We start from the raw sequence: 23,937 nt of genomic DNA, 5'->3' as shown, positions 1-23,937 counted from the left end.
GTGAATAGTATGTCATACGTATGGGCAAGTTGGAAAAGTTTAACATGCAAAACATTCTTCACGGTGGGAATCCTCGCTTCTTGCCTGCACGCACAGATGGAAAGCGTGCCTCCAGATGAGGCAGTATCTGATCTGCTTACAGAAGTATTCGCATTTGCATCTGATCAACCTGGTAAAGGGCGTGTTGATATCTATGTTCAGGTCCCGTATCCGGAAATAAACTTTATCAAAGAGGAAGAGAAATATACGGGGCGATTTGAAATTACAGCAGCTGTGCTTTCTCGTGAGAAACAACAGCTCTGGCAAAAAAGCCAACTTGTAGAGTTGCGTCTGAAAGATTTTTCCCAAACCCTCTCCCATCGATTTTTCAGTTTGAAACAATTCTCCACGGATCTTGCACCGGGAAACTATGAGCTCATTCTGCAAGTAACAGATCAAGAATCTAAGAAGGTTGAGACATCCAGGCGACCCATTGTTGTAAAAGACTTTGAGAATGATACGCTTGCATTGAGCGATGTAATGTTTGTCCATCGAATGGCCATCGATGGCACGCGCAAGAATATTGTCCCCAATCTCACAGGAATGATCGGTAAAGAACAAACCAGCTTCTATCTCTTTTTCGAAATCTATAATCACGCGAAACTCGATTCGGTTCAGTTAATTTGCAAGTTCATCAATCCGAAACATGAAGTTGTTGTGAAGCGGACAAAAAGCGAATTGCTCGTGAGTAATCGGACGCAAACGATTTGGCAGATTGACACGCCTTCACTTGTTCCCGGTCAATATGTCCTCACAGTGGAAGCTGTCGGAAATTCCAAAGCTGATTCGGGCAAATCATATTGTGCATCGGTGTCACGCTTCTGCACCGTTCGGATGAAGAATATGCCGCTGGTTATTACAGATCTTGAAAAGGCGACAGAACAGCTTCGGTATATTGCCAAAGGAAACGAAATCGACTACATCAGAGAAGCGATGACGCCTGAGGAGAAACAAAAACGGTTTCTCGAATTCTGGTCGAAGTACAATCCCAATCCCAAAGCATCGCATAATGCTTTGATGGAAGAATATTATTCACGTGTGGAATACGCAAACAAAAACTATGCGAGTTTTATGGAGGGATGGAAAACTGATCGAGGAATGGTGTTGATCCGATTTGGTCCGCCACAAAATATAGAGCGCCATCCCTTCGATTCAGACAATAAACCATTCGAGATATGGTATTATTATGACCAAAATCGGGAATTCATTTTTGTAGATGAAACTGGATTTGGTGACTACCAACTTCGGTATCCCCAGACTGATTTGTGGGGAAGGGTGCGGTGAAGCAGAGGTGCACACAACTTTCAGCGAGTGCGAGAGATGTCTTCACCTTAGGATACCCTTTTCTCTGTGGCACCTTTCTTGTTCTGTTCGTGTCGTTTGCTAATGCACAACCATCGTGGAAGATCCGCTCGATCGGCTTTGAAAGAAATCATACATTCTCTGCAAACCAACTTGCCTCTGTACTTCAAATTACAAAAGATGGAATGTTTTCCGAATCCATGCTGACAACCGACCTTGAACGCATCCTCGATCTTTATAGGAGTCAAGCGTACTTGCATGCGTGTGTAGATTCGGTGTGGATGAAACGCGATACAGTGCGGCAGGATGTAGAAGTCCTGATCTTTCTCAACGAAGGAAAACCATCAATTGTGCGGCAGATTGAATTGGATGGCTGTCGGAATTTCACTGCTGCTGAGATAAACGCAGTCATGAAGTTACACGAAGGTGATCTCTTCGTTCCTTCTCTCTTGGAACAAGATGTCCAATCAATTCTACAGCTGTATGAGCGCAAAGGATACCCGCTTGCAAAAGTGATGATCAAAAATATATCATTCACTGATTCGACAGAAGAAATGTCTGTGAGGGCGCACATTCATATTGATGAGGGGAAAGAACTGCATGTTGCTGAATTACGCATCGAAGGCAATAAAACAACGAAAGACTATGTCATCACACGAGAAGCGGGATTGCATACAAACGAGTTGTTTCGCAGTGATCTTCCGGAAAGAATTAAACGGCGATTAGACCATATGCAACTCTTCTCGTCAGTTTCATTGCCTGAATTATATCTCACCGATGCTGAACAAGCAGGATTGGCTGTGCGTGTTGTCGAAGGGAATCAAAACAGTTTCGATGGTGTACTTGGGTACATTCCTTCCAACGGCTCAAGTGGAAGTGGTTACATCACTGGACTCGTGAACGTCTCGCTCAGGAATCTTTTTGGCACAGGCCGCAAACTTTCTGCCCGTTGGTATCAAGAGAATCAAAGTTCACAGGAAACGGAACTTCACTACTTCGAGCCTTGGGTAGCTTCCTATCCCGTAAATGCACAGCTTGGATTTTTTCAACGCAAACAGGATTCAACATTTGTGAGATTGCAATACGACATATTCGTCGAAATGATGTTAACGGATGAGTTTTCCGTCGGAGCTTCGTTTTCTCAACGCGGTGTCTATCCGACGGAGGGATATGGACGTTCAGTCATGGCAGAAAGCAAGACAACAAGCTTTGGTGCATCCATTCGATATGATTCGCGCGATAATCCGACTACGCCGACCAGCGGCATCATCTATTCAACGGAATATCAAACAGGATCTAAACAGACAAGCGCCAGCGGAATATTTCCATCAGAAATGAAAAACACGACACAGCGTTTGATGTTCGATCTCTCGTACTATCTTTCCATCTTCTACCGGCAGGTGCTTGCGGCGGAACTGCATCTTCAAGATTTTAGCAGCAGCACAATGGATGCAAGCGATTTGTTTCGGCTTGGCGGTGCATCAACACTGCGTGGGTATCGAGAAGGGCAGTTTCTCGGTTCGCGCATTGTGTGGACAAACCTGGAATATCGCTTTCTTGTTGCGCCGCGTTCGTTCTTTTATGGTTTTGTTGATGTTGGATACATCGTTCAACCTGTTATAGCTGCAATGAACATGACGGCAGCAGAACAAAGTAAAATTGGTTATGGAATCGGTGTGCGAATGGACTCAGCACTTGGGCTCATCAATGTAAGCTTTGCTCTTGGAGAGGGAGACACGTTCAGTACATCGAAAATTCATATTCGGCTCATCAATGAATTCTAAAAAACTCACAGCATATTTTCAGCTCAGTCGTCCGGTCAATGTTTTTATTACATTCGTATCCATCCCTGTTGCATGTTGGATTGCTGGTGGAACCGCTTCATCGTGGCCATTCATTCTTTTGGCCGGCATAACTGGCGCGTTAATCACGGCCGGTGCAAACGCCATCAATGATGCATTTGATATTGATATTGATCGCATCAATAGGCCGGATCGTCCATTACCGCGTGGCACACTCACTCTCCATAACGCACGTAGGATGTGGCTGATTGTTTCTATTGCGGCGCTCGGAATAAATATTTATTTGAATTTAACCGCTTTGCTGATTGCTGTTCTCGCAGTTGCCCTTCTCTATTTTTACTCAGCACGGTTAAAGAGAACAGTGCTGATCGGCAATCTCGTTATTGGATTGATGACGGGCATGGCGTTTATCTATGGCGGCGTTGTCATTGGGCGAATAGAGCGTGCTATTGTTCCAGCGATATTTGCGTTCCTTGTGAATCTTGCGCGTGAATTACTGAAAGATGTAGAAGACATGGAAGGTGATCGGAGAGAACATGCAATGACACTGCCCATTAAATACGGTGTTGTGCCAGCGCTTGTGTTAGCAACGATTTCGCTCGTTGTGTTGATTGGTGCCACGTTTGCGGCGTTCATCGGAGCTTTGTACAATTCAGCGTTTTCCTTTATTGTGCTTGTTGCCGACTGTCTGATATGCGTTTCAATAATACTGATGTGGCGCGATCATTCTTCAAGAGCAATGAGATCTGTCAGTATGATTTTAAAAATAATTATGATTATTGGGCTGATTTCAATTATCGCCGGTTCGATGTAACTCATGAAACATTCTTGCGTCAGTCTTGAAATAGAACGCGCGTTATGGCTGCAAGGCATCGAACACATTGCAGGTGTAGATGAAGCCGGCCGGGGCCCGCTTGCAGGACCCGTCGTCGCAGCGGCAGTTGTCTTCCCCAGAGATCTTACCATAGAGCATGTGGATGATTCTAAGAAATGTACAGCAAAACAGCGGGAAGCATTGTTCACGTTAATTATGGAACAAGCCATTTGTGTTGGTGTCGGCGTTGTCGATCACGAAGTGATTGATCGAATTAATATTCTGCAGGCGACCATTTTGGCAATGAGGAAATCGATAGAGAGTATGAATATTCAGCCGGAATATGCAATTATCGATGGTAATTCTTTTAAGCATGAAACGCTGAAATTCCAAAACATTATTCGAGGCGATGAAACGTCTTTCACGATTGCTGCCGCTTCAATCGTTGCGAAAGTGACGCGTGATCGGCTCATGCGCGACCTTGATATTCAATTTCCACAATATGGCTTTGCCCAACATAAAGGTTATGGGACACGCCAACACATTGACGCTATCCGCACGTACGGATTCTGCGAAATTCATCGTAGATCGTTTCATCCGTCCGCTCTTCAAGGAAAATTATTATAGTAAAAATATTGATTATTCTTCATCTAATGTCTGGATGAGTGCAGATAGTACAATGGATTGCATGTCCCACACACATTCATTATTTTAATTGCACGAATTGTGCCTCATCTTTTTATGTTCGGATGAAGGAACGTTAGGTACGTTTGAATAAATACTATGCCGCCGATCAATCGTCGAATTCAAGGAAAAGCCGGAGAAGATTTAGCTGCACGGTTTCTTGAACGAAACGGTTTTAAAATAATAGACCGTAATTACCGTTTTGAACGGGGCGAGATTGATCTGATTGCAGAAGAAGGTGATGAGTTAGTCTTTGTAGAAGTCAAGGCACGACGCTCTACAGTGTTCGGAGCGCCGGAAGATGCAGTAACGGAAGAAAAACAGGAACAGGTGCAGAGAGTTGCCGACGGTTATCTGTTCGAGCACGATATTGATAATCGTCTATGCCGGTTCGATGTTGTTGCGATTGAATTCAAAGATGGTAAAGCAGATATTCGGCATATAAAAAATGCATTTTAATTCTTTTTCTCAGCATAAAATTATTAACGATTCAGGAGAGTGATAGATTATGAGAGTCTTCGATTCACATGCTGCGCTCTTCACAGATTACTACCAGCTCACGATGGCGCAGGGATATTTATTATCAGGGAGAGCTGAAACAAAGGCAGTCTTCGATTTCTTTTTCCGCGAAAATCCTTTTGGCAACGGCTATGTCGTTTTTGCTGGGCTCAGCGACCTTCTGGAGATTCTCGAAAAATTGCGGTTTGAAGATAGCGAGATTGAATATATTCGGTCCCTGGGGTTCAAAGAAGAATTTCTTCGCTATCTTTTTAATTTTCGTTTTTCGGGAACAGTTCACGCAATGAGGGAAGGTGAACTTATATTTCCGTTAGAACCAATTGTTCGTGTAGAGGGAACCCTTTTCGAAACGCAGTTCATCGAAACGATACTTCTTAATTTATTAAATTTCCAATCGCTGATAGCTACGAAAGCATCACGTATCCGGTTTGCAGCTGGCAATCGGAGAATCATTGATGTTGGATTGCGCCGGGCACAAGGATTAGGAGGCATTCAAGCAAGTAAAGCCGCTATCATTGGTGGATTAGATGCGACCTCAAATGTCTACGCAGCTTTCCGTTACTCGCTCCAGTTAGCTGGTACACAATCTCATTCATGGATTCAAAGTTTCGGTGATGAACTTACTGCCTTCCGCGCATACGCGGAAATTTATCCGGAAGATTGCACACTTCTTGTTGATACGTATAATGTTATGAGAAGTGGACTTCCCAATGCATTAATTGTAGCAAAAGAAATGGAAGAGAGAGGAAAAAAACTTAAAGCCATCCGGCTTGACACGGGCGATCTTGCACATTTGAGCAAGAAAGCTCGTGCAATACTGGATGCCGCAAAACTTAGCTACGTGCAAATTGTTGTCTCGAATCAACTTGATGAATTGCTTATTAGTAGTCTTCTTCAACAAGGTGCACCTATTGACGCATTTGGCATTGGTACACGACTCTTAACTGCATATAGTTGTCCTGCGTTACAAGGCGTATACAAACCAAGCGTCATTGGAGAACAGCCTATATTAAAATTTGCGGAAAGCTATGCGAAGACTACGCTGCCCGGACGGAAAAAAGTCGTACGCTATTTTGATCCTATGGGCCATTTCGATTCAGACGGTATCATGATGGAAACAGAAGATGACATCGAAGTATTCTACGATCCATTTCATACAGAGCAGCAGCATAGTGTTGGAGGATTGATTCCAAGGCCGCTTATGCAAAAAGTGATGGAAGATGGACATATCATTGGCCCATTGCCGACTCCGACGGAAAGTGCCCGCTATGTATCACAAAGGTTTTCTTGTTTACCTGGAGAATGTAAACGTTTCGAAAATCCACAGCATTTTAAGGTTGGTCTTAGCCCTTCATTGATGAGATTGCGTACATTCTTGTTTGAACAAATACAAAAAGGTTCATTGGCGAAGAAGTAAGAAATTGAATGTTGTTTGTTAACAAAACGAAAACTTTTCCGCCATCGCTGCAAGAAAAGCAAAAACTTTTCACACGATGATATAGTTGCGTGAGTGGTTTTCAAGGAGTATGATAAAAGAATTTTTTTAAATAATGAAAGATATTGTTGGTTGCCGGCGATCTGTGATTATCTCCGTTTATTTGACACTTCTTTCTTGTTTTCCGTTCCCCTGGAATTAATTGAAATGGAGCAAAAATGAATGCTATGCCTTTGCTCATTGCGGCGATAGCTTTTTTCGCGCTTGCGTATCGTTTTTATTTTAGTTTCATCGCAGCAAAAGTTGCCGTCGTGAATGATGTTAATGTTCTGCCATCAAGCCGATTGTACGACGGTCAGAATTATTATCCCATGAACAAATGGGTGCTCTTCGGTCATCATTTTGCGGCAATTGCTGGCGCAGGTCCACTTGTTGGTCCGGTGCTTGCAGTGCAGTTCGGCTACTTTCCTGGTTTCCTGTGGATGGTGATTGGTGCAGTGATGGCAGGTGCGGTACATGATTTTGTTATTCTTGTTGCATCGGTTCGGCACGATGCAAAATCTCTGGCAGAGATTGCAAAAGTGGAAATTAGCCGGCTCAGTGGAACGACAGCATCGATTGCCATCCTGATCATCCTCGTCGTCGCAATGGCAGGACTTGGCTTGGTAGTTGTAAATTCACTTTCCGAAAGTGCGTGGGGTACCTTCACTATTGCGGCAACGATTCCTATCGCGCTTCTTATGGGCATCTGGATGTTTCGGTTGCGAAAAGGAAAAGTTGCGGAAGCCACAATAGGCGGTGTGATCTTGTTGACACTCGCAGTAATCTACGGCCGCTACATTCCAGATTCGCCCGTTGCCTCGTGGTTCATGTTTGATCATAGTTCATTAACGATTCTGCTTGCGATGTATGGCTTCTGTGCCTCTGTATTGCCGGTGTGGCTGTTGTTGTCGCCGCGTGACTATTTGAGTTCAATAATGAAACTGACCGTTATAGGACTTCTCGCGCTTGGTATTATCATTGTCGCACCGATCCTGAAGATGCCGGCATTTACGATGTATGTGCATGGCGGCGGGCCGATTATTCCTGGAACACTCTTCCCGTATTTGTTCATTACTATCGCATGTGGAGCCGTCTCGGGATTTCATTCGCTCGTGAGTTCCGGTACAACGCCGAAAATGTTGATGAGAGAATCGCAAATCAAATTCATCGCAGTCGGCTCAATGCTTGCTGAAGGCATTGTCAGTGTGCTGGCTCTTATTGCGGCGGCAAGTTTGTTGCCTCTCGATTATTTTATGATCAATGTGCCGGTGGAAAAATTTCAATCTGTTCTTCCGCAGCTTCACGCAATGGGATTTGTGGATTCGAATATTGCGCAGCTTTCGGCGGATGTGGGCGAGAAGATTATTGGCAGAACGGGCGGCGCAGTATCGCTGGCAGTCGGGATGGCACAAATATTTTCTAATATTCCCGGATTAACGAATTTAATGTCGTACTGGTATCATTTTGCTATTATGTTCGAGGCGCTGTTCATCCTTACAACGATTGACGCAGGCACACGAATCGGCAGATTCGTATTACAGGAAATGCTAGGAAAAATTTACAAGCCTTTTGGCCGGACCGATTGGCTGCCAGGCAATTTGCTTGCGAGTTTTGTGATTGTTGTTGCGTGGGCATACTTTATCTATACCGGCAGTGTTTCTTCGATATGGCCGATGTTTGGAACAGCGAACCAGTTGCTTGCAGCAATAGCACTCACGGTGGGAACGTCGTTTATTATCAATCGTGGAAAAGCCCGGTATGCGTGGGTCACCATTGTACCGCTCATCTTTGTCACTATCACCACTCTCGTTGCCGGTGCAATGAATATTATGAACTTGTTCATTCCGATGCTGCGTATAGAAAAAACGCACATGCACGGAATTATTAATCTTCTTCTCACAGTTGTGATTATGGGAAGCGTGATTATTGTGATCGTTGATGCAGTGCCCAAATGGATCGCTGTTGTTCGGGGCAGGCAAGAAATTATTACGAACGAGTAGAGGTTGGTTTCGTAAAAGCTGAATTACAAATACTCTCAAAGGAAAAGGAAACGTGGTCGCTTCTCGTACACCGCTGCAACAGCGATCGATTTGCTGTCCATAAAATATGTGAATACAAGGATTTTCAAATTGCGTTTCTCGAAAGACATTCCTACATTCTACTGTAATAGAGTAGTGTAATCTGTCGGTGCACAACAAGAACTCGTTGTTTATCTTATAGTTGCCTCTCATAATTCGTTATGATCCAAAGAGGACAGTTCTTCATATTTTTCCAAATCGCAAGAATACGTGTGACCATATAAAGGAGAAAATTAATTGGAATCGACACGAATACCTGAAGCCACGAAATCGTCCAGAGAAATCCTAAAGCATGTCGATCAACTTGTAAAATCGAATAATTTAGAAAAGGCGCTTCAGGAAGTAAAAAAAGCGCGCGAATTAGATCCCAAAAATTTATATGCATTTGCCTATGAAGAACGAATTCAAGAACTTTTTTTTCAGCAGCAACGCAAAAATACAGATCCACAAAATAACGTAAAGAATACCGATGTATCTGACAAAGTGCTCACACCATATAATCTGAATGAGCACATTCTCACTGATCCCGCAGGCATCAATGGAATGAAAGTGCCGGCGCTGTATGAGGAATTCAAAAAAGCGGGTCTGCGTTCTACTGATTCAACCGAACCTGCAAAAATAAAACGAGCGTCGAAAGAAGCATTAGAAACCTACAAACAGGCACTCTTGCTTATCTGGTCTGACGGTCAAAAAACTGAAGAGGAAGTACACGAACTTCTAGACCTCAGACAATCGCTTTCTATTACAGCGGAAGAACATGAAGTCTTAGATAGACAAGCAAAATTAGAAATTTATATTTTTTTACTAAAGCATCTTTTACAACATGCATCGCAGACAGAGGTGAAAGAAAGTCTTGCCGAACTTCGTAAAAGTTTCGACGTGTCAAATTCCGACCAGGTTGTCATCGATGCAAACCTTGTTGTTTTAAAGGAGATGAAGAGGAAGAAGTGGAAGATTGCTGTGATTGACGATGACGAGCAAATACTTACCTTGATGGAGGCGACGCTTGTTCAAGAAAAATACAATGTGGCGGGCTTTAGCACGTCGGATGATGCATACGAATATTTTAAGAAAGAAAAAGTTGATTTGATTCTCTGTGACATCAGCCTGGAAACTTCAACAATGAATGGTTTTTTATTTTATGAAAAAACCAGGGAACTGCGTCACCTGCAGCAAGTGCCATTTGTGTTTATCACAGGATTAAATGATGCCGTTCTTATGCGAGCTAGTAAAGAAATCGGTGTCGATGATTTTCTTGTTAAACCGATTCATCGCGAAAATCTTCTTGCCACAGTTCGTGGAAAAATAAAAAGGTACGAACAGCTCAGACTTCTATCAGGATTGTAAGTCTCTCGTTCAGGATTACTACTTCGGATGATCATGAACATGAAAGAGAAGAGAGTGAGGATGGTTTTCTTCTCTTTAGTGTTTTGCTTTTTTTGCTAAATGATTGTACGGTTTTGTTACTTCTTTTGTTTCCAATATTTTCTTAAGAGTCTCTCCAAGAACAACTTTCCTAAAGGGTTTGAGCAGAACAGTCTGAATGCCGAGAGCTTCAAGTTTCTTGGAATCTTCTAATTGATCATATCCCGTCATTAAAACGATCGGCAGGTCGTTACGCACTTGCCTGATTCTGTCGGCGAGAAGAATACCGGTCATATGCGGCATCGTCTGGTCTGTAATGATGAGATCAAATTCGTCGGGGTGTTGCTCGAATGCTTGTAGCGCTTCAGTCGGCCTGACAAAGGGGTACGCTTGATAGCCAAGACCTTTGAGGGTCTCTGTCAGCGTTTTAAGTAATAGTTCTTCATCATCAACAATCATAATACGTTCGGCGTGTCCGAAGCGTTTCTTTGCTGTTTCAGATTTTACATTTTCTTCTTCACCTTCATACACAGGTATATACACATCTACTTGAGTGCCTTTTCCAACTTGACTTTGAACTTTAATTGCGCCGCCATGGTTTTTGATGATGGCATGGACAATTGCCAATCCCAATCCCGTTCCTTTACCAGGTGCTTTTGTGGTAAAGAACGGTTCGAAAATCCGTTTCAACGTGAATCCATCCATGCCGAGTCCGGTATCCTGTACCGAGAACATTGCATAGAGACCCTTCTTCAGATCAGGATGAAACAGGATTGAACGATCGTCGAACGCTACATTCTTCTGGCGCAAGATGAGCTTTCCGTCGATTCCTTCCATTGCTTGAGCGGCATTTGTACAAAGATTCATAATCACTTGGTGTATTTGTGTCGCATCACCCAAAATGAGCGGGCCATTGATCGGTAAATCCATTTTAATCTCGATGGTGGCAGGAAGCGATGCACGGAGAAGTCTCATTCCTTCTCGTAAAATGTAATGCAGCCGAACGGGCCGGAACTGTGTGTCTTGTTTCCTGCTAAAAGCGAGAATTTGCTGAACAAGATCTTGCGCCCGATCCGATGCACTGACCACTTCCTCGATATGTTTCATTGCTCGATGTTTTGGAGCGAGTTTCAATTTCACTAGTTCGGCATTGCCAATAATGACAGAAAGAATATTGTTAAAATCATGTGCAATACCGCCAGCCAGAGAACCAACTGCCTCCATCTTTTGCGATTGCAATAGCTGTGCCTGCAAGTTTCTTTGAGTCTCTTCTGACTTTATTCGTTCAGTGATATCACGGAGGATGATTGTGTAGAGTTCTTCGTTTCCCGAATTCACTTTTGCGATGGATGCCTCAACTGGAAAAACTTCACCGTTCACACGAATTCCGTTAATCGTTCTCATCCTGCCTTCCAATAAGCTGACGATCGAGTGCGACTCATGAACATCACCGTTGCCATGGTTCTTATCGGTGTTTGGAAGGGCAATGAAGCGATCGATGGACTGTCCTGTTGCCTCTGCTTCGGAGCAGCAGAACATCTGTTCTGATGCAGGGTTAAACGATAAGATACGCCGGTGTTCATCTAATGTGATGATGCTTTCCATTGCAGATGTGATGATGCAAGAAAGCCGGCTTTGACTTTCACGAATAGCGTCTTGAGCGCGCTTAAATTCCGTCAAATCCGCTACAATTCCAAGTATGGCTGGTTGTCCTGTATAATGGATCACCTTCGACATTTGAAGGCACTCGATTCTCTGATCGGCTTTTCCAATATATGTACACTCATACGGTTCTACCTCAACGCCAATTTTATGCTGAAAGAATTTTTGCATGATCACATCCCGATGTTCCGGTGCAATAATGGAAAGAATATCGAATCCCGGAGCATAAATTTCTTCGCGTGTAAACCCGATCAACTCTTTACATCGTTCATTCACATACACAATCTTTCCATTCTCGTAAATGAAAACCATATTTGGTAATTCTTCAGTCAGTGTTCTGAACTTTTCTTCCGATTCCTTTAGTTCCGTGGCTTGATGCCGGATATCCTTCTCCTTCATACGCGCTCTATTGATACTTCGCAGAAGATTGTCTGAAAGAATCCGCACAGCAACAGCTGTCACAACAAGGATAACAACGATATCGATAACATCGAAGTACGTTGTCTGCGTGATGTTTCGAGTCGTAAGCAATCCATTAATTTCGAGAAAGCCTATGGTGACTACTGACAGAATTGCCAAAAATGTGAAGGCAAAGAAATAAATTGCACGGAGAGCAATTCCTGCAAACACCAGACATATAGGGATGCCAAGAAGAGCAATATTGTGAAGTCCATTTGATGTATAGAGCAGAAATGTTATGAAACCCAAGATTGTCCAGAGCAACAGTCCTTCTGCCCATTGCAAATACCCTTTCCTGAGGAACACGATAGAAAGAATAATCATGACGCCAGCGGATAATGTTTGAATAAAGAGTTTATATTGACCGGCGATCGCTCTTTGAAGAACGAGAATTATAAAGCCTGTAAGGATACTCAGCGCGATAACATTGAGGATTTCTGCAATGCGATTTTTTTCTTCATCGCCGAAGTTTGGCGGTGCAAGAAGCGAGATAAACTTTTCAAACATTCTCGAAGATCCTTATGTGGTGCCAGCTTTCGGTGCGATACTTGATAAATGACATAACGTAAGACATGAGGCAGGCTTCATCGTTGAATGTCAAAATCAAACAAAAATAATATACGAATGGTAATGCGGGAATTCAAGAGATGCGGCAATAAAAATTGCTTTAGCGAAATAAAGAGGAAGAGAGGTGCAGCCGAGGTTCCCCTCACCGGGAACCTGTAATATAATTTTCCAACTGTTTTATCGTATATTCATGTTCGGAAATAATCGCTTTTACTACGTCTCCAATTGAAATGAGACCAATGAGTTTTCCGTTCTCTATGACAGGAAGGTGACGGACGTGTTTATTGGTCATAAGAGCCATGCATTCGTCAATGGATTGCTCCGGGTTCACAGAAAGCACTTCGGAGGTCATCACATCTTTTACAGCAGTTGTGCGTGAAGATTCTCCTTTGAGTACAATCTTTCTGGCATAGTCCCGTTCAGAGAAAATCCCCACCACTTTTTCCTTTTGCATCACCAGAAGCGCGCCGATATTTTTTTCTGCCATAATTTTAAGTGCATCAAATACGATCGCATCTGGAGCAATCGACCAAATATTATTTTCTTTGGCTTGCAGAACATTTTTGACTGTCGTCATGATCCTCTTCCTTAAAATAGTATGACTTAGTATGATCTCTTTTGATGATTCAACATGCAAAAGGCTCAACAAAAAGTCAATGAGCTAATTTTATGGTAAGGTGATTGGCAGATAAAAAAAATATTCCTATCTTAACGTAAGGCATCTATCTCATTGATAGATAGCATGAGGCTATTAAGGTTTTATAGGATGTATTTCATACCAATCCTAAGAATCAATATTGACAGATACGTTGTCCCTAAAATAAGGAGATATACAATGACGCTCGAGAAGTATTCAATAGGTGTCGGAGATCGTTTTGGCCGCCAGGGGAATGCACAATTGCAGGCATTCCTGATTGCACAACAGCTAGGAGTAGATGTGGTTCCAGTTTGGAATAAATCTAATCGTGAACACACGATCATTGGTACGAACCCGGAAGATACCCGCCGTGAAGCGGATACAGCAGTGAAAAAAATGGGGTGGAAGGGGGCATATCACGTTGATGCCGATCATATAGGGCTTGGTAACGTAGATAAATTTATGGCGCATGCAGATTTCTTCACTCTCGATGTTGCTGATTTTATCGGTATAGCTCCGGCAGAAGCAGATCTCCTAGCCTTCGAACAATCAATGGCAAAGTACATCGGCAAGCTGAATATTCCTGGAGTCCAGCGAGAAATTACCGTTACAAAAGATTCGGTTCATTCAATAGGAGCGAAATATCTTTATGCGATCGAAGAAGCGGCGAAGACCTATCAGCACATTAAAAAGAATAAAGGCGAAGGCAAATTTATTGTCGAAGTATCTATGGATGAAACAGATACGCCGCAGACTCCGGTTGAAATGTTTTTTATTCTTGCGGCTCTTGCGCAGGAAGGAATTCCTGCGCAGACAATCGCTCCGAAATTTTCCGGCAAGTTCCTAAAGGGAATTGATTATGTAGGCAATCCGAGCGCATTCGCACAAGAATTTGAAGAAGATGTTTTGGTTATTGCTCATGCGGTTAATATATTTAATCTTCCCAAAAATTTGAAGTTAAGCGTACATTCCGGCAGCGATAAGTTTTCTCTGTACCCGCATATACGTCAAGTGCTGAAGATGCATAACGCAGGCCTTCATCTTAAAACAGCAGGAACAACGTGGCTTGAAGAATTGATTGGATTAGCATTGGCGGGCGGTGATGGTTTGGCGATCGCTCACGATGTCTACGCCCAAGCGTTTGCCCGCAGGGTTGAACTTTGCAAACCGTATGCAACTGTGGTCGAGATCGATAATTCAAAATTACCTCAGCCATCGCAGGTAAGCAACTGGACGTCTCAACAGTTTGTCTCTGCACTTCAGCACGATCAAAAAAATCCTGTTTTCAATATTCATTTGCGCCAAATGCTTCATGTCGCATTCAAGATTGCTGCAGAAATGGGTACTCGATACACTTCGGCATTGGACAAGTATGAAAACTCGGTGAGTGCATCGGTCACGGGCAACATTCTGAATCGGCATCTTAAACCGTTGTTTATAGATTGACAACGAGGGTTCTTTCATCCTTAAGTTGGGAAGGAATGCCGCAATTTAAAAATGGCGTTTCACCCCATGTGATGTATAATCGAATGGTTCTGTACTTTTCGGATCTGTTATCCTGTAGAGAAGATTCCTGATATTTCTCTATTAATATTTGCTCATTAAAATATCGGGAATCTATAACTTGGAATAGCAAAGCCGCTCAAAATTGTTCCAGAGCGGCTTCTATGTACACACAGCGAAATTGGAACTCGCTGCCGCGAGTTGTGCAGTTTTAGGACTCTGTCTCTTTTCCCCGCATCGAATCCCATAATGCATAAGCGAACAACAATGCAAACATCACTAAACCGGCTATCTCGCCGTTTGTTGATCCTGCCCACTGCTCGTTATTCCAAGCGGCATATCCAAACGACCATTGCTGATCGATGAATTTTAAAAATGCGTTAAAGACACCGAACAGTGCACCGCCTGCAATGAACCCGGAAGCGATCAAAGTACCGCGTTGGAAACGGGCGTTGTTCAACTTTTCATTCTTTGTTCGTGTTGACACGAGCCACGCAATGAATCCTCCAAAGACAAGCGGCATATTCAATTCCTGTGGAATGTACATTCCAAGCGCAAAAGCCAGGGGCGGGACTTTCAGAATCACAAGCAATAACGCTATAACTGCACCGACAATATAAAGTACCCAAGGCGTTGGGGCGTTTGACATCAGCGGCTTGATGACTGCCGCCATCGCGTTAGCTTGCGGAGCAACCATTGCTTTTTCACCGGTAAAGCCATATGCCTGATTGAGTATAAGAATGACACCGCCTACAGTTGCTGCTGAGACAAGAACACCGAGAAATTTCCATGTCTCTTGCTTCTTCGGTGTAGAACCAAGCCAGTAACCAACTTTGAGATCGGTAATGAATCCTCCTGCAACCGACAACGCCGTGCATACGACGCCGCCAATAATAAGTGCGCTCACCATACCGGATGTGCCGCTTAAACCAATTTGTGTCAGTACGAGAGATGAAAGAATCAGTGTCATCAATGTCATACCGGAAACCGGATTTGTTCCAACAATAGCTGTAGCATTTGCTGCAACAGTGGTAAAAAGGAAAGAAATAATAGTGACCACTAACAATGCGACGATCGCCTGTCCGATTGTAGGAACGACTCCAAGCATAAAAAATACGAAGAGCGCAAGAGCCGTTAGAAGGATCAAAACGACGACCCACAGCATGCGAATATCGGATTGCGTGCGGAGCGTTTTTCCCTCATCCCCGGAAGTATGATGTGCGATTTCTTTGTAGGCGAGCGAGAATGCACCGGCAATGATTTTCGAGGAACGAATAATGCCGATAATGCCTGCCATCGCAATTCCGCCTATGCCAATCTGCCGAACGTACGTACGGAAGATTTCTTCAGGGCTCATTTGTGCAATGAGTTTTGTTGCTGTTGCACCAAGCGGAATGGTAAGATACTGACCGACTTCATAGACCAAAGGTACCATGACAAACCAGGAAAGAATAGAACCCGCTGCAATGATTGCCGCATATTTCAATCCGATAATATATCCAAGTCCAAAGACCATTGCAGAGACATCTACTTTAAATACTATCTTCAGCTTATCGGAAAGCGTTTGTCCCCAGCCGAACATCCGTGACGTGATGACTTCCGACCATGATCCAAATGCGCTGAAGACGAAATCAAATATTCCACCGATAAGTCCGCTGACAACTAGTACCATTGCCTGTTTGCCGCCTTGTTCGCCGGCAACGAGAATTTCTGTTGTTGCCGTCGCTTCAGGAAAGGGAAGTGTGCCATGCATGTCTTTGACAAAATATTTTCGGAACGGAATGAGAAAGAGAATTCCGAGAAATCCGCCGAGTGCCGATGCCATAAACATCTGAAAGTAGCTTGCCGGAAGTGCAAGAATATATAGTGCTGGAATTGTAAAAATAGCCCCGGCGACAATGACACCAGACGCAGCCCCAATGGACTGGATGATCACATTCTGACCAAGACCATTCTTCTTTTTTGCAACACCGGTTATGCCAACTGCAAGAATCGCAATGGGAATTGCGGCTTCAAACACTTGTCCAATTTTCAATCCGGAATAAGCTGCTGCCGCAGAAAAGAGGACTGCCATGACCAATCCCCATGTTACCGACCATACAGTTACTTCGGGGTACGATTGTTCGGGTACCATAATGGGCCGGTACTCTTCACCTGGCTTTAATTCTTTATACGCGTTTTCCGGAATACTGCTTATTGTGGGTGCTTGTTGATCCATAGTAACTCCTTTTATTAGCTATCAGTTATCAGCGATCAGTGATCAATTCATGAAATTGCTTTATCTGCTGAGAACTGAAGACTGACTACTGAGTGCTTAATTACTCTTCTCCGCCCAAATCTGTACTAAATTCAGTACGGTCTCCACAGATTTTTCCATGCCCCATACGTTTACCCATTCTGTGCGGCTGTGATAATTTGCCCCGCCGGTGAAAATATTCGGCGTTGGCAAGCCATTCTCTGTCAGGCGTGATCCATCTGTGCCGCCCCGGATTGGTGTCCACTCCGGCTGTAAACCGGAACGCTTCGTTGCCTCGAACAAGTAATCGATCACGCGAGTATCTTTTTCCAACCCTTCGCGCATATTACGGTACTGCTCTGTAATTTGTAACTCGATTTTTGCTTTTGGATACATCGATTGAACTTCTGCAACGACTTTTTCCACAATCTTCTTGAGAGCATCCAATCCGGCCGTTTTAAAATCGCGGAAAAGAATTTTTACTGTTGACTTGCCAACACCGCCTTCGAGAACATATGGATGAATGTAGGGCTCGTATCCCTCTGTCGTTTCCGGTGCAGTATTCTTTGGCAGCCGAGCAATGATATCGGAGATGACGCGTACAGAATTGATCATAATATCTTTTGCACTGCCGGGATGAATGTCCCGGCCTTGGACAGTGATAAGACAGGAATTAGCACTAAATGTTTCCTTGTTCAACTCACCGGGTGTGTCACCATCTATCGTGTAGGCAAACTGAGCGCCGAACTTTTTGATGTCGAAAAATTTTGTCCCTGCACCGACTTCTTCATCCGGCGTGAAACCGATTTTAATTTCGCCATGCGCAATTTTTGGATTATCAATGAGCGATTGAACAGCTGTCATAATAATGGCAAGACCAGCTTTGTCGTCAGCGCCAAGAAGTGTTGTGCCGTCGCTGGTGACAATCATCTTGCCGAGTGCAGCTTTCAGCGTCGGATTTTCTGATTCGCGAATGACGGCAGTGGGCTCGCCAGACAAAACTATATCACCGCCCTTGTACTTGGTGATGATCTGCGGCTTCACGTTTGCACCGCTCACTTCCGGCGACGTATCCACGTGTGCGATAAATCCGATAACGGGCACATTCTTTTGCACATTCGCTGGAATTGTTGCCATCACATATCCAAACTCGTCAATACTCACTTTCGGAACACCAAGACCTTTTAACTCTTTTACCAGCAGGTTGAGCAGGTCGAACTGTTTCGCGGTACTCGGATAGGATTCAGAATCTTCCTTAGACTGTGTATCGATGATAACATATCGGAGAAATTTATCGAGAACGGTCTCAGACATAACGTACTCCTCTCATAATAGGTGTGAACATTGGACAGAATATTGTTCCGTCCAACAAGGGAACTTATTTGATAAGATAGAAATAAGGCATCATAAAAGCAGTATCAAAAATTGAAATCTCGAAAATGCAGTTGCGTCGAAATGAAAATGTTCTTATTGTACATCAGCAATTTCTCGAGAGCCAAGCTTTTCACTACCAATGGGAGGGTTTTCTCCATGCAATTGCGAGCAATTTTGTTTCTTCTATTCATTCAAACAACATGTTCCATAGCACAAATTACTGCTTCCCAATATTCAGAAAATTTCGATGGAGTAACAGCACCGATCCTGCCATACGGCTGGAGCGGAAACGGTTTTTCGACGTATGCATCTTCACCGCATTCAGCTCCGAATTGCGTTTCTGCGACTGGTAACCGTTCCATAAAAACGCTCCTCTCTCCTGTGTTTAATTTTGGCTCACGCTTTCCGAATACATTGGTCTTTTGGGAGCGAAGGACAAGCACTGCAGCTGCCTACCGATTAGAGATCCGCGCTTCCGTGGATGGCATCAACTTTGGGATACTGCTGGCAAGGTTTGATACAATCACCACAATCACCAGTTATGTTCAACGCACTATTGATCTTTCGAAGAAGGGATTGAATTTCCAATCCAATGTCCAACTCAAATGGATCGTGCTTGCCGATAGCACAAACAATACTGGAGTGCTCAGGATCGATGATGTCTCAATTTCGGTCACGACCGGAAGTGATGTAGGTTTTTCCAAGATCAGTGCTGCGCCTGTTCACGCAACACGAAAAGACTCGATAATACTTTCGGCGGTAGTAAAGAATTATGGATTACTCGCCTCTTCAAACTTCTCAATTCGATTATTCTGTGATGAAAACTCTAATGGTCTCTATGAATCTATCGAGCAGTTCACTGCTCTCCATGGACTTTCTCTCAGTCCCGGCGATTCGTCAACATGTCTTGTCTCACATGCTCCAATGAAAGCAGGCGACCATAACTTTGCTGCGGTCATTGATTATTCCTCGGATGAAAATCATTCAAACGATACTGCACGCACGATTGTAAGTGTGGGGAATGTGAAGTGCGATATCCTGGTAAATGAAATTATGTATTATCCCATCGGTGATGAACTGGAATGGGTGGAAGTGTTTAATACTTCGTCCGATACAATCAATGTAAAGAATTGGAGAATATCAGACAGCAACATTTCTGCGAAATCAATCATCACACAAACCGATGTGCTTCTTCCGCCAAGTTCATATTTAGTGATTGCGAAGGACATTGTATTCCGTTCATATCATTCCGGCATATCAGTTGTCACGACAAGTTTTTCTGCGCTTAACAATTCTACGCCTGATGCTGTCGTCATTTACGATTCGAGATTGAGTACTATCGACAGTGTCATGTATGCGCCATCCTGGGGCGGACAAAATGGAAAATCATTAGAACGCATTGATGGTGAACTGTCAAGCACTGTATTGACAAACTGGGGAACATCACAAGATTCGCTTGGCAGTACGCCGGGTAAGAAAAACAGTATTGCCCGGCTCGATTGCGATTTGATGATCAGCAATGTGACGCAAACACAAACGACGGTCGGTGGAAAAATTCATCCAATCGTACATGCAAGCGTTCATAATATCGGCAGACGAATTGTGGATAGTGTTCTGGTCAGGTATTATGCTGATGGACATCGCGATTCAACGCCGGAACTTATGCGCACGATATTATCTGCGCAACCATTAGCTGCAGGCGATTCAATTCTTTTTTCTGAATCATTTCCTCAACTTGCTTCCGGTACAACCAATATCATTGTTGTTGTTGATTGGTGGCGCGACGAGCGTTTGCAAAATAATCGGACATCGATTACTGTCAATATCAGGTATGAACCTCGTTCACTTATAATCAATGAAATTATGTATGATCCATTGTATGGCCAGAATGAATGGATTGAACTTTTCAACCGCAGCGGTCAACCGATCGATTTAGCAGGTTGGAGTTTCAATGACAATCCGACCTTGAACAATGTGAATTCATTTGATATTTCCAGCCAGCCGTTTGCCGTCGAGTCCGGCGGGAATGCGATTGTCGCAGCTGATTCTTCTCTCTTCCGATTATTTCCGAACCTGTTACAGTCAGATTCGCTGGTCCATATTCGTATTCTTAATCGTTTAAGTGGATTGAGTTTCAACAATGATGGAGATATTGTTGTATTGAAAGATCTTACAGGTCAAGCAATCGATAGTGTTGCGTACTTACCGCGTTGGCATCATCCCGATGTCGTTGACACAAGAGGACGTTCGCTTGAGCGTATAAATCCTAATATTGACTCGAACGATCCGCGCAATTGGAGCACGTGCACGAATATTCTTGGAGGCACTCCGGGAAAAGCGAATAGTATCGTTACGACAAGCATACCAAGCAGCTCAATGATTTCCATCTCGCCCAATCCATTCTCGCCGGATGGTGATGGCTTTGAAGATTTCTGTATCATTCGATACAATCTCCCGGTCATGACATCGACAGTGAATCTTAGAATCTACGATATAAAAGGAAGACTCATTCGGACGTTGGCGAATGGTGAACTTGCTGGTGCGCATGGAGAGATTGTATGGGACGGCTTTTGTAATGATAAGCAGCGTGCCCGCATTGGAATCTATATTATTTTTCTTGAGTCGACTGACCATTCAAGCGGCAGAGTAGAACGTGCGAAAGCGGTGGCAGTTGTGGCAACAAGATTATAAATATATTTTTATATCTCACTTTAGCTAGTACACTTGTAAATTGAAAATTAGATTAGATTGTTTTTCAGTAAATCAATTCTGATTGACCGAAAAATAGGGTAAAAGGAAAATATTTATTAGATCATTTCTTATTTGATTCTTGACTCATTTTTCAAGATACTATCAAAGGGTCGTTAGGTGGCTTTCAATCATAAATATCATTTTAACGATTTTATAATGTATAATGGGCGTATCAATCAAAATATTTCTTCGTTCTATAGAACTTGCACTGCTTTGTATCGCGATTTATTCCAACTCTCTTTGGTCCCAAGAAATTCGTCAGTACGTTATTAAACATACTGCTACATCAATCACGATTGACGGACACCTTACAGAACCTGATTGGCAAGCGGCTGCATTCTCGGAAAAATTTGTCCACTATCAAGATGGCTCACAGGCGAAACTCTCAACACAAGTGAAATATTTGTGGGATGATCAATATCTGTATATTGGATTCATCTGTCTAGATCCGGATGTCTGGGCAACGATGACTGAAAGAGATGATCGATTATGGTATGAAGATGTGGTCGAAATATTCTGTGACCCGGATGGGGATGGATTAAATTATTGCGAAATACAAGTGAATCCTCTAAGAACGATTTTGGATATATTTTTTAAGAAGCCATTTTACAACAATGGATATGGGAACCGTGCTTGGAATCTCGACAGCATAAAAGTGGGAGTGTCGGTGCAGGGAACTCTTAATAATAAAAAAGATATTGACACAGGATGGACGGTCGAAGTTGCTATACCATTTAAAGAATTACAGTTTATGGCACCGTCGATGAATTTTCCTCCGCACGATGGCGATAGATGGCGTATCTTGACAGCTCGGTATGATTATCAGCGAACAGAACAGCAGACAGTAGAAGCTTCATCTTGGAATCAAACAGATCCTCGTGAAGGATTTCATGTGCCTTCGAAATTTGGCAGCATTATCTTTTCCAAAGAGACCGTTACGCCAATAGATAGTATAAAATAAAATGTTTCACAATATATATCCATTTATAAAAGATATTCTTCATGAAAATTAGATTAGGATTATTATTCTCTCTTTCGTTGTGTATCGTCTTTTTTACATTTTCACAAGATCAAGCGAAACTATCAATCACCACTCCATCGACCGGAATGGTTGTCATAGCAGTTACGCCAACATTTCACACCGCTTACGGATTGAAATATCCAATGACCTACCAGATTGATATTCCTTCAGGATCTAGCAGCTTGAAAGCCTTAGAGAAGCATCAAATATTGGAATCAACTTGGATTCAGTTAACAGAAAAAACATCAGTAGATACGTTTAATGCAGTCGAAGCTGTGCGCTTTGATTACACAAACAGCCGAGTCTATGTATCAGCGGCATTTTCCGGTGCGAGTGATTCTCTTTTCCTCGAAATTGTTGATGGAGCAAATAATCCGGTCTCCATAGTGTATCGCGGGATCAGCAAATATTACGATAATCGCAAAGCCGTAGTTACCGCTACATTTGATGATTGGGGTGATTGGATGTTTAACGAAGAAGGTGCGCTTATTCATCTTTTTCGTTCGTATGGCATTTATGTTACAGGAGGCGTTATTACCTGGTCTACATCCAGACCGACCTGGCAAAAAATCCAAGCTGAACTTGATTCAGGATTTGTAGAGATTGCATCACACAGCCGTACCCATATTGCTACTCCTTATGATACTATAATTGGTACACAACATTATACTTCAGTGAGTGAGGTCGGAGGGTCTGTCCAAGATATTAAAACAGCACTCAACTTTCCTCCACTTTTTTCTTTGAATGGAACAAAATATGTTTACACTTGGATCGCTCCTTATGGAGATTATGATTCTAAAGTAGATTCACTCTTAGGTGGCTATGGTTATCTTGATGCTCGTTTATATGAGAATGGCAGTACAGCATCGCCTCGTGAATATGTGTACGGCGATTCAATCTTGCATCCATGGGATAATTCTAGAAATCACTTTAGCGCTTTTTTCCCTACTCTGGAGCTTGGTGCGCCATCATGGGGTGGTGGTGATACAAGTCTGACTTCTTTGAATGGATTATTTGATGCGATTTTAGCAAAGGGAGATGTGTACCACTTTATGTGGCACCCGCAAGTTCTTTATCCTGATATTAACAAGAGTTATCTTATTAATCATCTGAATCATATTAGCGGCCATACCAACGTCTGGTATGTGAATCTAGGCCATTTGTATCTTTATAATCTCGTCCAATCTCTTGATGCAAACCAGACAACCCTGGTATCAGCATCACGCGGCGTTCCGGAAGATTTTGAACTCTTCCAAAATTATCCAAATCCATTCAATCCATCAACAAACATAACATTTAATCTCAAAAGTAAATCTGATGTAAAGATCGAGATATTTAATGTCCTTGGTCAGAGGATCAAGAATGTTGATTTAGGTTTGTTGAATGCAGGTAGTGCGAGCCAAACTATTGATTTGTCGCGTTACGCAACTGGCATTTATTTCTATCGCTTAAATGTAGTCAGTGGTGATGGAGAACGATTTACTGCGATGAAAAAAATGATTTTGTTGAAATAAGGACATTTGTCCTCCTACTTTTCTTGCAGATGGTACCCAGAGTTTATACTTTGGGTACCACAGCGAGAAGAATCCAAAGGAGGATAGATGGAAAGAAGTCAGCGACATCGATCACGCTATCGCCGAGCAGAGT

16 protein-coding genes are annotated in these 23,937 nt (G+C 43.1%); 12 read left to right on the top strand and 4 right to left on the bottom strand.

From position 1 onward, the window contains the following. Nucleotides 1-9: 9 nt before the first annotated feature. The 8 genes from NTX44_13065 to NTX44_13030 all read left to right on the top strand — a co-directional run bounded on the left by NTX44_13065 (nucleotide 10) and on the right by NTX44_13030 (nucleotide 10,062). Nucleotides 10-1,323: a GWxTD domain-containing protein gene (locus NTX44_13065; protein MCX6122532.1), complete on the top strand. Its 1,314-nt coding sequence runs from the start codon at nucleotides 10-12 to the stop codon at nucleotides 1,321-1,323. Next, nucleotides 1,320-3,125 carry a BamA/TamA family outer membrane protein gene (locus NTX44_13060; GenBank protein ID MCX6122531.1) on the top strand — a complete coding sequence of 602 codons (1,806 nt, stop codon included), beginning with the start codon at nucleotides 1,320-1,322 and terminating at the stop codon, nucleotides 3,123-3,125. The genes NTX44_13065 and NTX44_13060 overlap by 4 nt, the downstream gene beginning before the upstream one ends. After that, nucleotides 3,115-3,957: a geranylgeranylglycerol-phosphate geranylgeranyltransferase gene (locus tag NTX44_13055; protein ID MCX6122530.1), complete on the top strand. Its 843-nt coding sequence runs from the start codon at nucleotides 3,115-3,117 to the stop codon at nucleotides 3,955-3,957. Before NTX44_13060 ends, NTX44_13055 begins: the two co-directional genes overlap by 11 nt. A gap of 3 nt (nucleotides 3,958-3,960) precedes the next feature. After that, nucleotides 3,961-4,584 carry a ribonuclease HII gene (locus NTX44_13050; GenBank protein MCX6122529.1) on the top strand — a complete coding sequence of 208 codons (624 nt, stop codon included), beginning with the start codon at nucleotides 3,961-3,963 and terminating at the stop codon, nucleotides 4,582-4,584. Between the two features lie 156 nt (nucleotides 4,585-4,740). Next, entirely contained in the window at nucleotides 4,741-5,100 is a 360-nt protein-coding gene (locus tag NTX44_13045) for a YraN family protein (GenBank protein ID MCX6122528.1), read from the top strand. A 49-nt stretch (nucleotides 5,101-5,149) separates the two neighbouring features. Next, entirely contained in the window at nucleotides 5,150-6,577 is a 1,428-nt protein-coding gene (locus NTX44_13040; GenBank protein ID MCX6122527.1) for a nicotinate phosphoribosyltransferase, read from the top strand. Nucleotides 6,578-6,813: 236 nt separating this feature from the next. Beyond that, nucleotides 6,814-8,637, top strand: coding sequence for a carbon starvation protein A (locus NTX44_13035; protein ID MCX6122526.1), 1,824 nt, complete (start codon nucleotides 6,814-6,816; stop codon nucleotides 8,635-8,637). A 315-nt stretch (nucleotides 8,638-8,952) separates the two neighbouring features. Continuing rightward, nucleotides 8,953-10,062 (top strand): response regulator, encoded by a 1,110-nt coding sequence (locus NTX44_13030; GenBank protein MCX6122525.1) that lies wholly within the window; start codon nucleotides 8,953-8,955, stop codon nucleotides 10,060-10,062. Nucleotides 10,063-10,137: 75 nt separating this feature from the next. On the opposite strand, the gene NTX44_13025 is transcribed toward NTX44_13030, so the two are convergent. Both NTX44_13025 and NTX44_13020 read right to left on the bottom strand, forming a co-directional pair. Beyond that, nucleotides 10,138-12,708, bottom strand: a complete 2,571-nt coding sequence (locus tag NTX44_13025) for a PAS domain S-box protein (protein ID MCX6122524.1) — start codon at nucleotides 12,706-12,708, stop codon at nucleotides 10,138-10,140. A 202-nt stretch (nucleotides 12,709-12,910) separates the two neighbouring features. Then, a complete protein-coding gene (locus tag NTX44_13020; GenBank protein MCX6122523.1) occupies nucleotides 12,911-13,345 on the bottom strand; it encodes a CBS domain-containing protein in 435 nt (144 codons plus the stop codon). Nucleotides 13,346-13,534: 189 nt separating this feature from the next. Between NTX44_13020 and NTX44_13015 the strand changes: the two genes are divergently transcribed. Then, complete coding sequence (locus NTX44_13015) at nucleotides 13,535-14,851, top strand: tagaturonate epimerase family protein (GenBank protein ID MCX6122522.1); 1,317 nt, start codon at nucleotides 13,535-13,537, stop codon at nucleotides 14,849-14,851. Nucleotides 14,852-15,119: 268 nt separating this feature from the next. On the opposite strand, the gene NTX44_13010 is transcribed toward NTX44_13015, so the two are convergent. Continuing rightward, nucleotides 15,120-17,126, bottom strand: coding sequence for an oligopeptide transporter, OPT family (locus tag NTX44_13010; protein ID MCX6122521.1), 2,007 nt, complete (start codon nucleotides 17,124-17,126; stop codon nucleotides 15,120-15,122). Nucleotides 17,127-17,222: 96 nt separating this feature from the next. Beyond that, the gene (gene pepT / locus NTX44_13005) at nucleotides 17,223-18,458 is read right to left on the bottom strand and encodes a peptidase T (protein MCX6122520.1); all 1,236 of its coding nucleotides are present in this window, start codon (nucleotides 18,456-18,458) and stop codon (nucleotides 17,223-17,225) included. A 216-nt stretch (nucleotides 18,459-18,674) separates the two neighbouring features. Between pepT and NTX44_13000 the strand changes: the two genes are divergently transcribed. From NTX44_13000 to NTX44_12990, 3 genes are all read left to right on the top strand, one after another. Next, nucleotides 18,675-21,209, top strand: coding sequence for a lamin tail domain-containing protein (locus tag NTX44_13000; GenBank protein ID MCX6122519.1), 2,535 nt, complete (start codon nucleotides 18,675-18,677; stop codon nucleotides 21,207-21,209). A gap of 223 nt (nucleotides 21,210-21,432) precedes the next feature. Then, nucleotides 21,433-22,230: a carbohydrate-binding family 9-like protein gene (locus tag NTX44_12995; GenBank protein MCX6122518.1), complete on the top strand. Its 798-nt coding sequence runs from the start codon at nucleotides 21,433-21,435 to the stop codon at nucleotides 22,228-22,230. Nucleotides 22,231-22,271: 41 nt separating this feature from the next. Beyond that, nucleotides 22,272-23,804, top strand: a complete 1,533-nt coding sequence (locus NTX44_12990; protein ID MCX6122517.1) for a T9SS type A sorting domain-containing protein — start codon at nucleotides 22,272-22,274, stop codon at nucleotides 23,802-23,804. Nucleotides 23,805-23,937 lie beyond the last annotated feature (133 nt).

The organism is Ignavibacteriales bacterium, from assembly GCA_026390575.1.
Lineage (GTDB): Bacteria > Bacteroidota > Ignavibacteria > UBA10030 > UBA10030 > Fen-1298.
The sequence above is the reverse complement of the archived record's forward strand: the minus strand, read 5'-3'. Positions and strand labels throughout refer to the sequence as shown.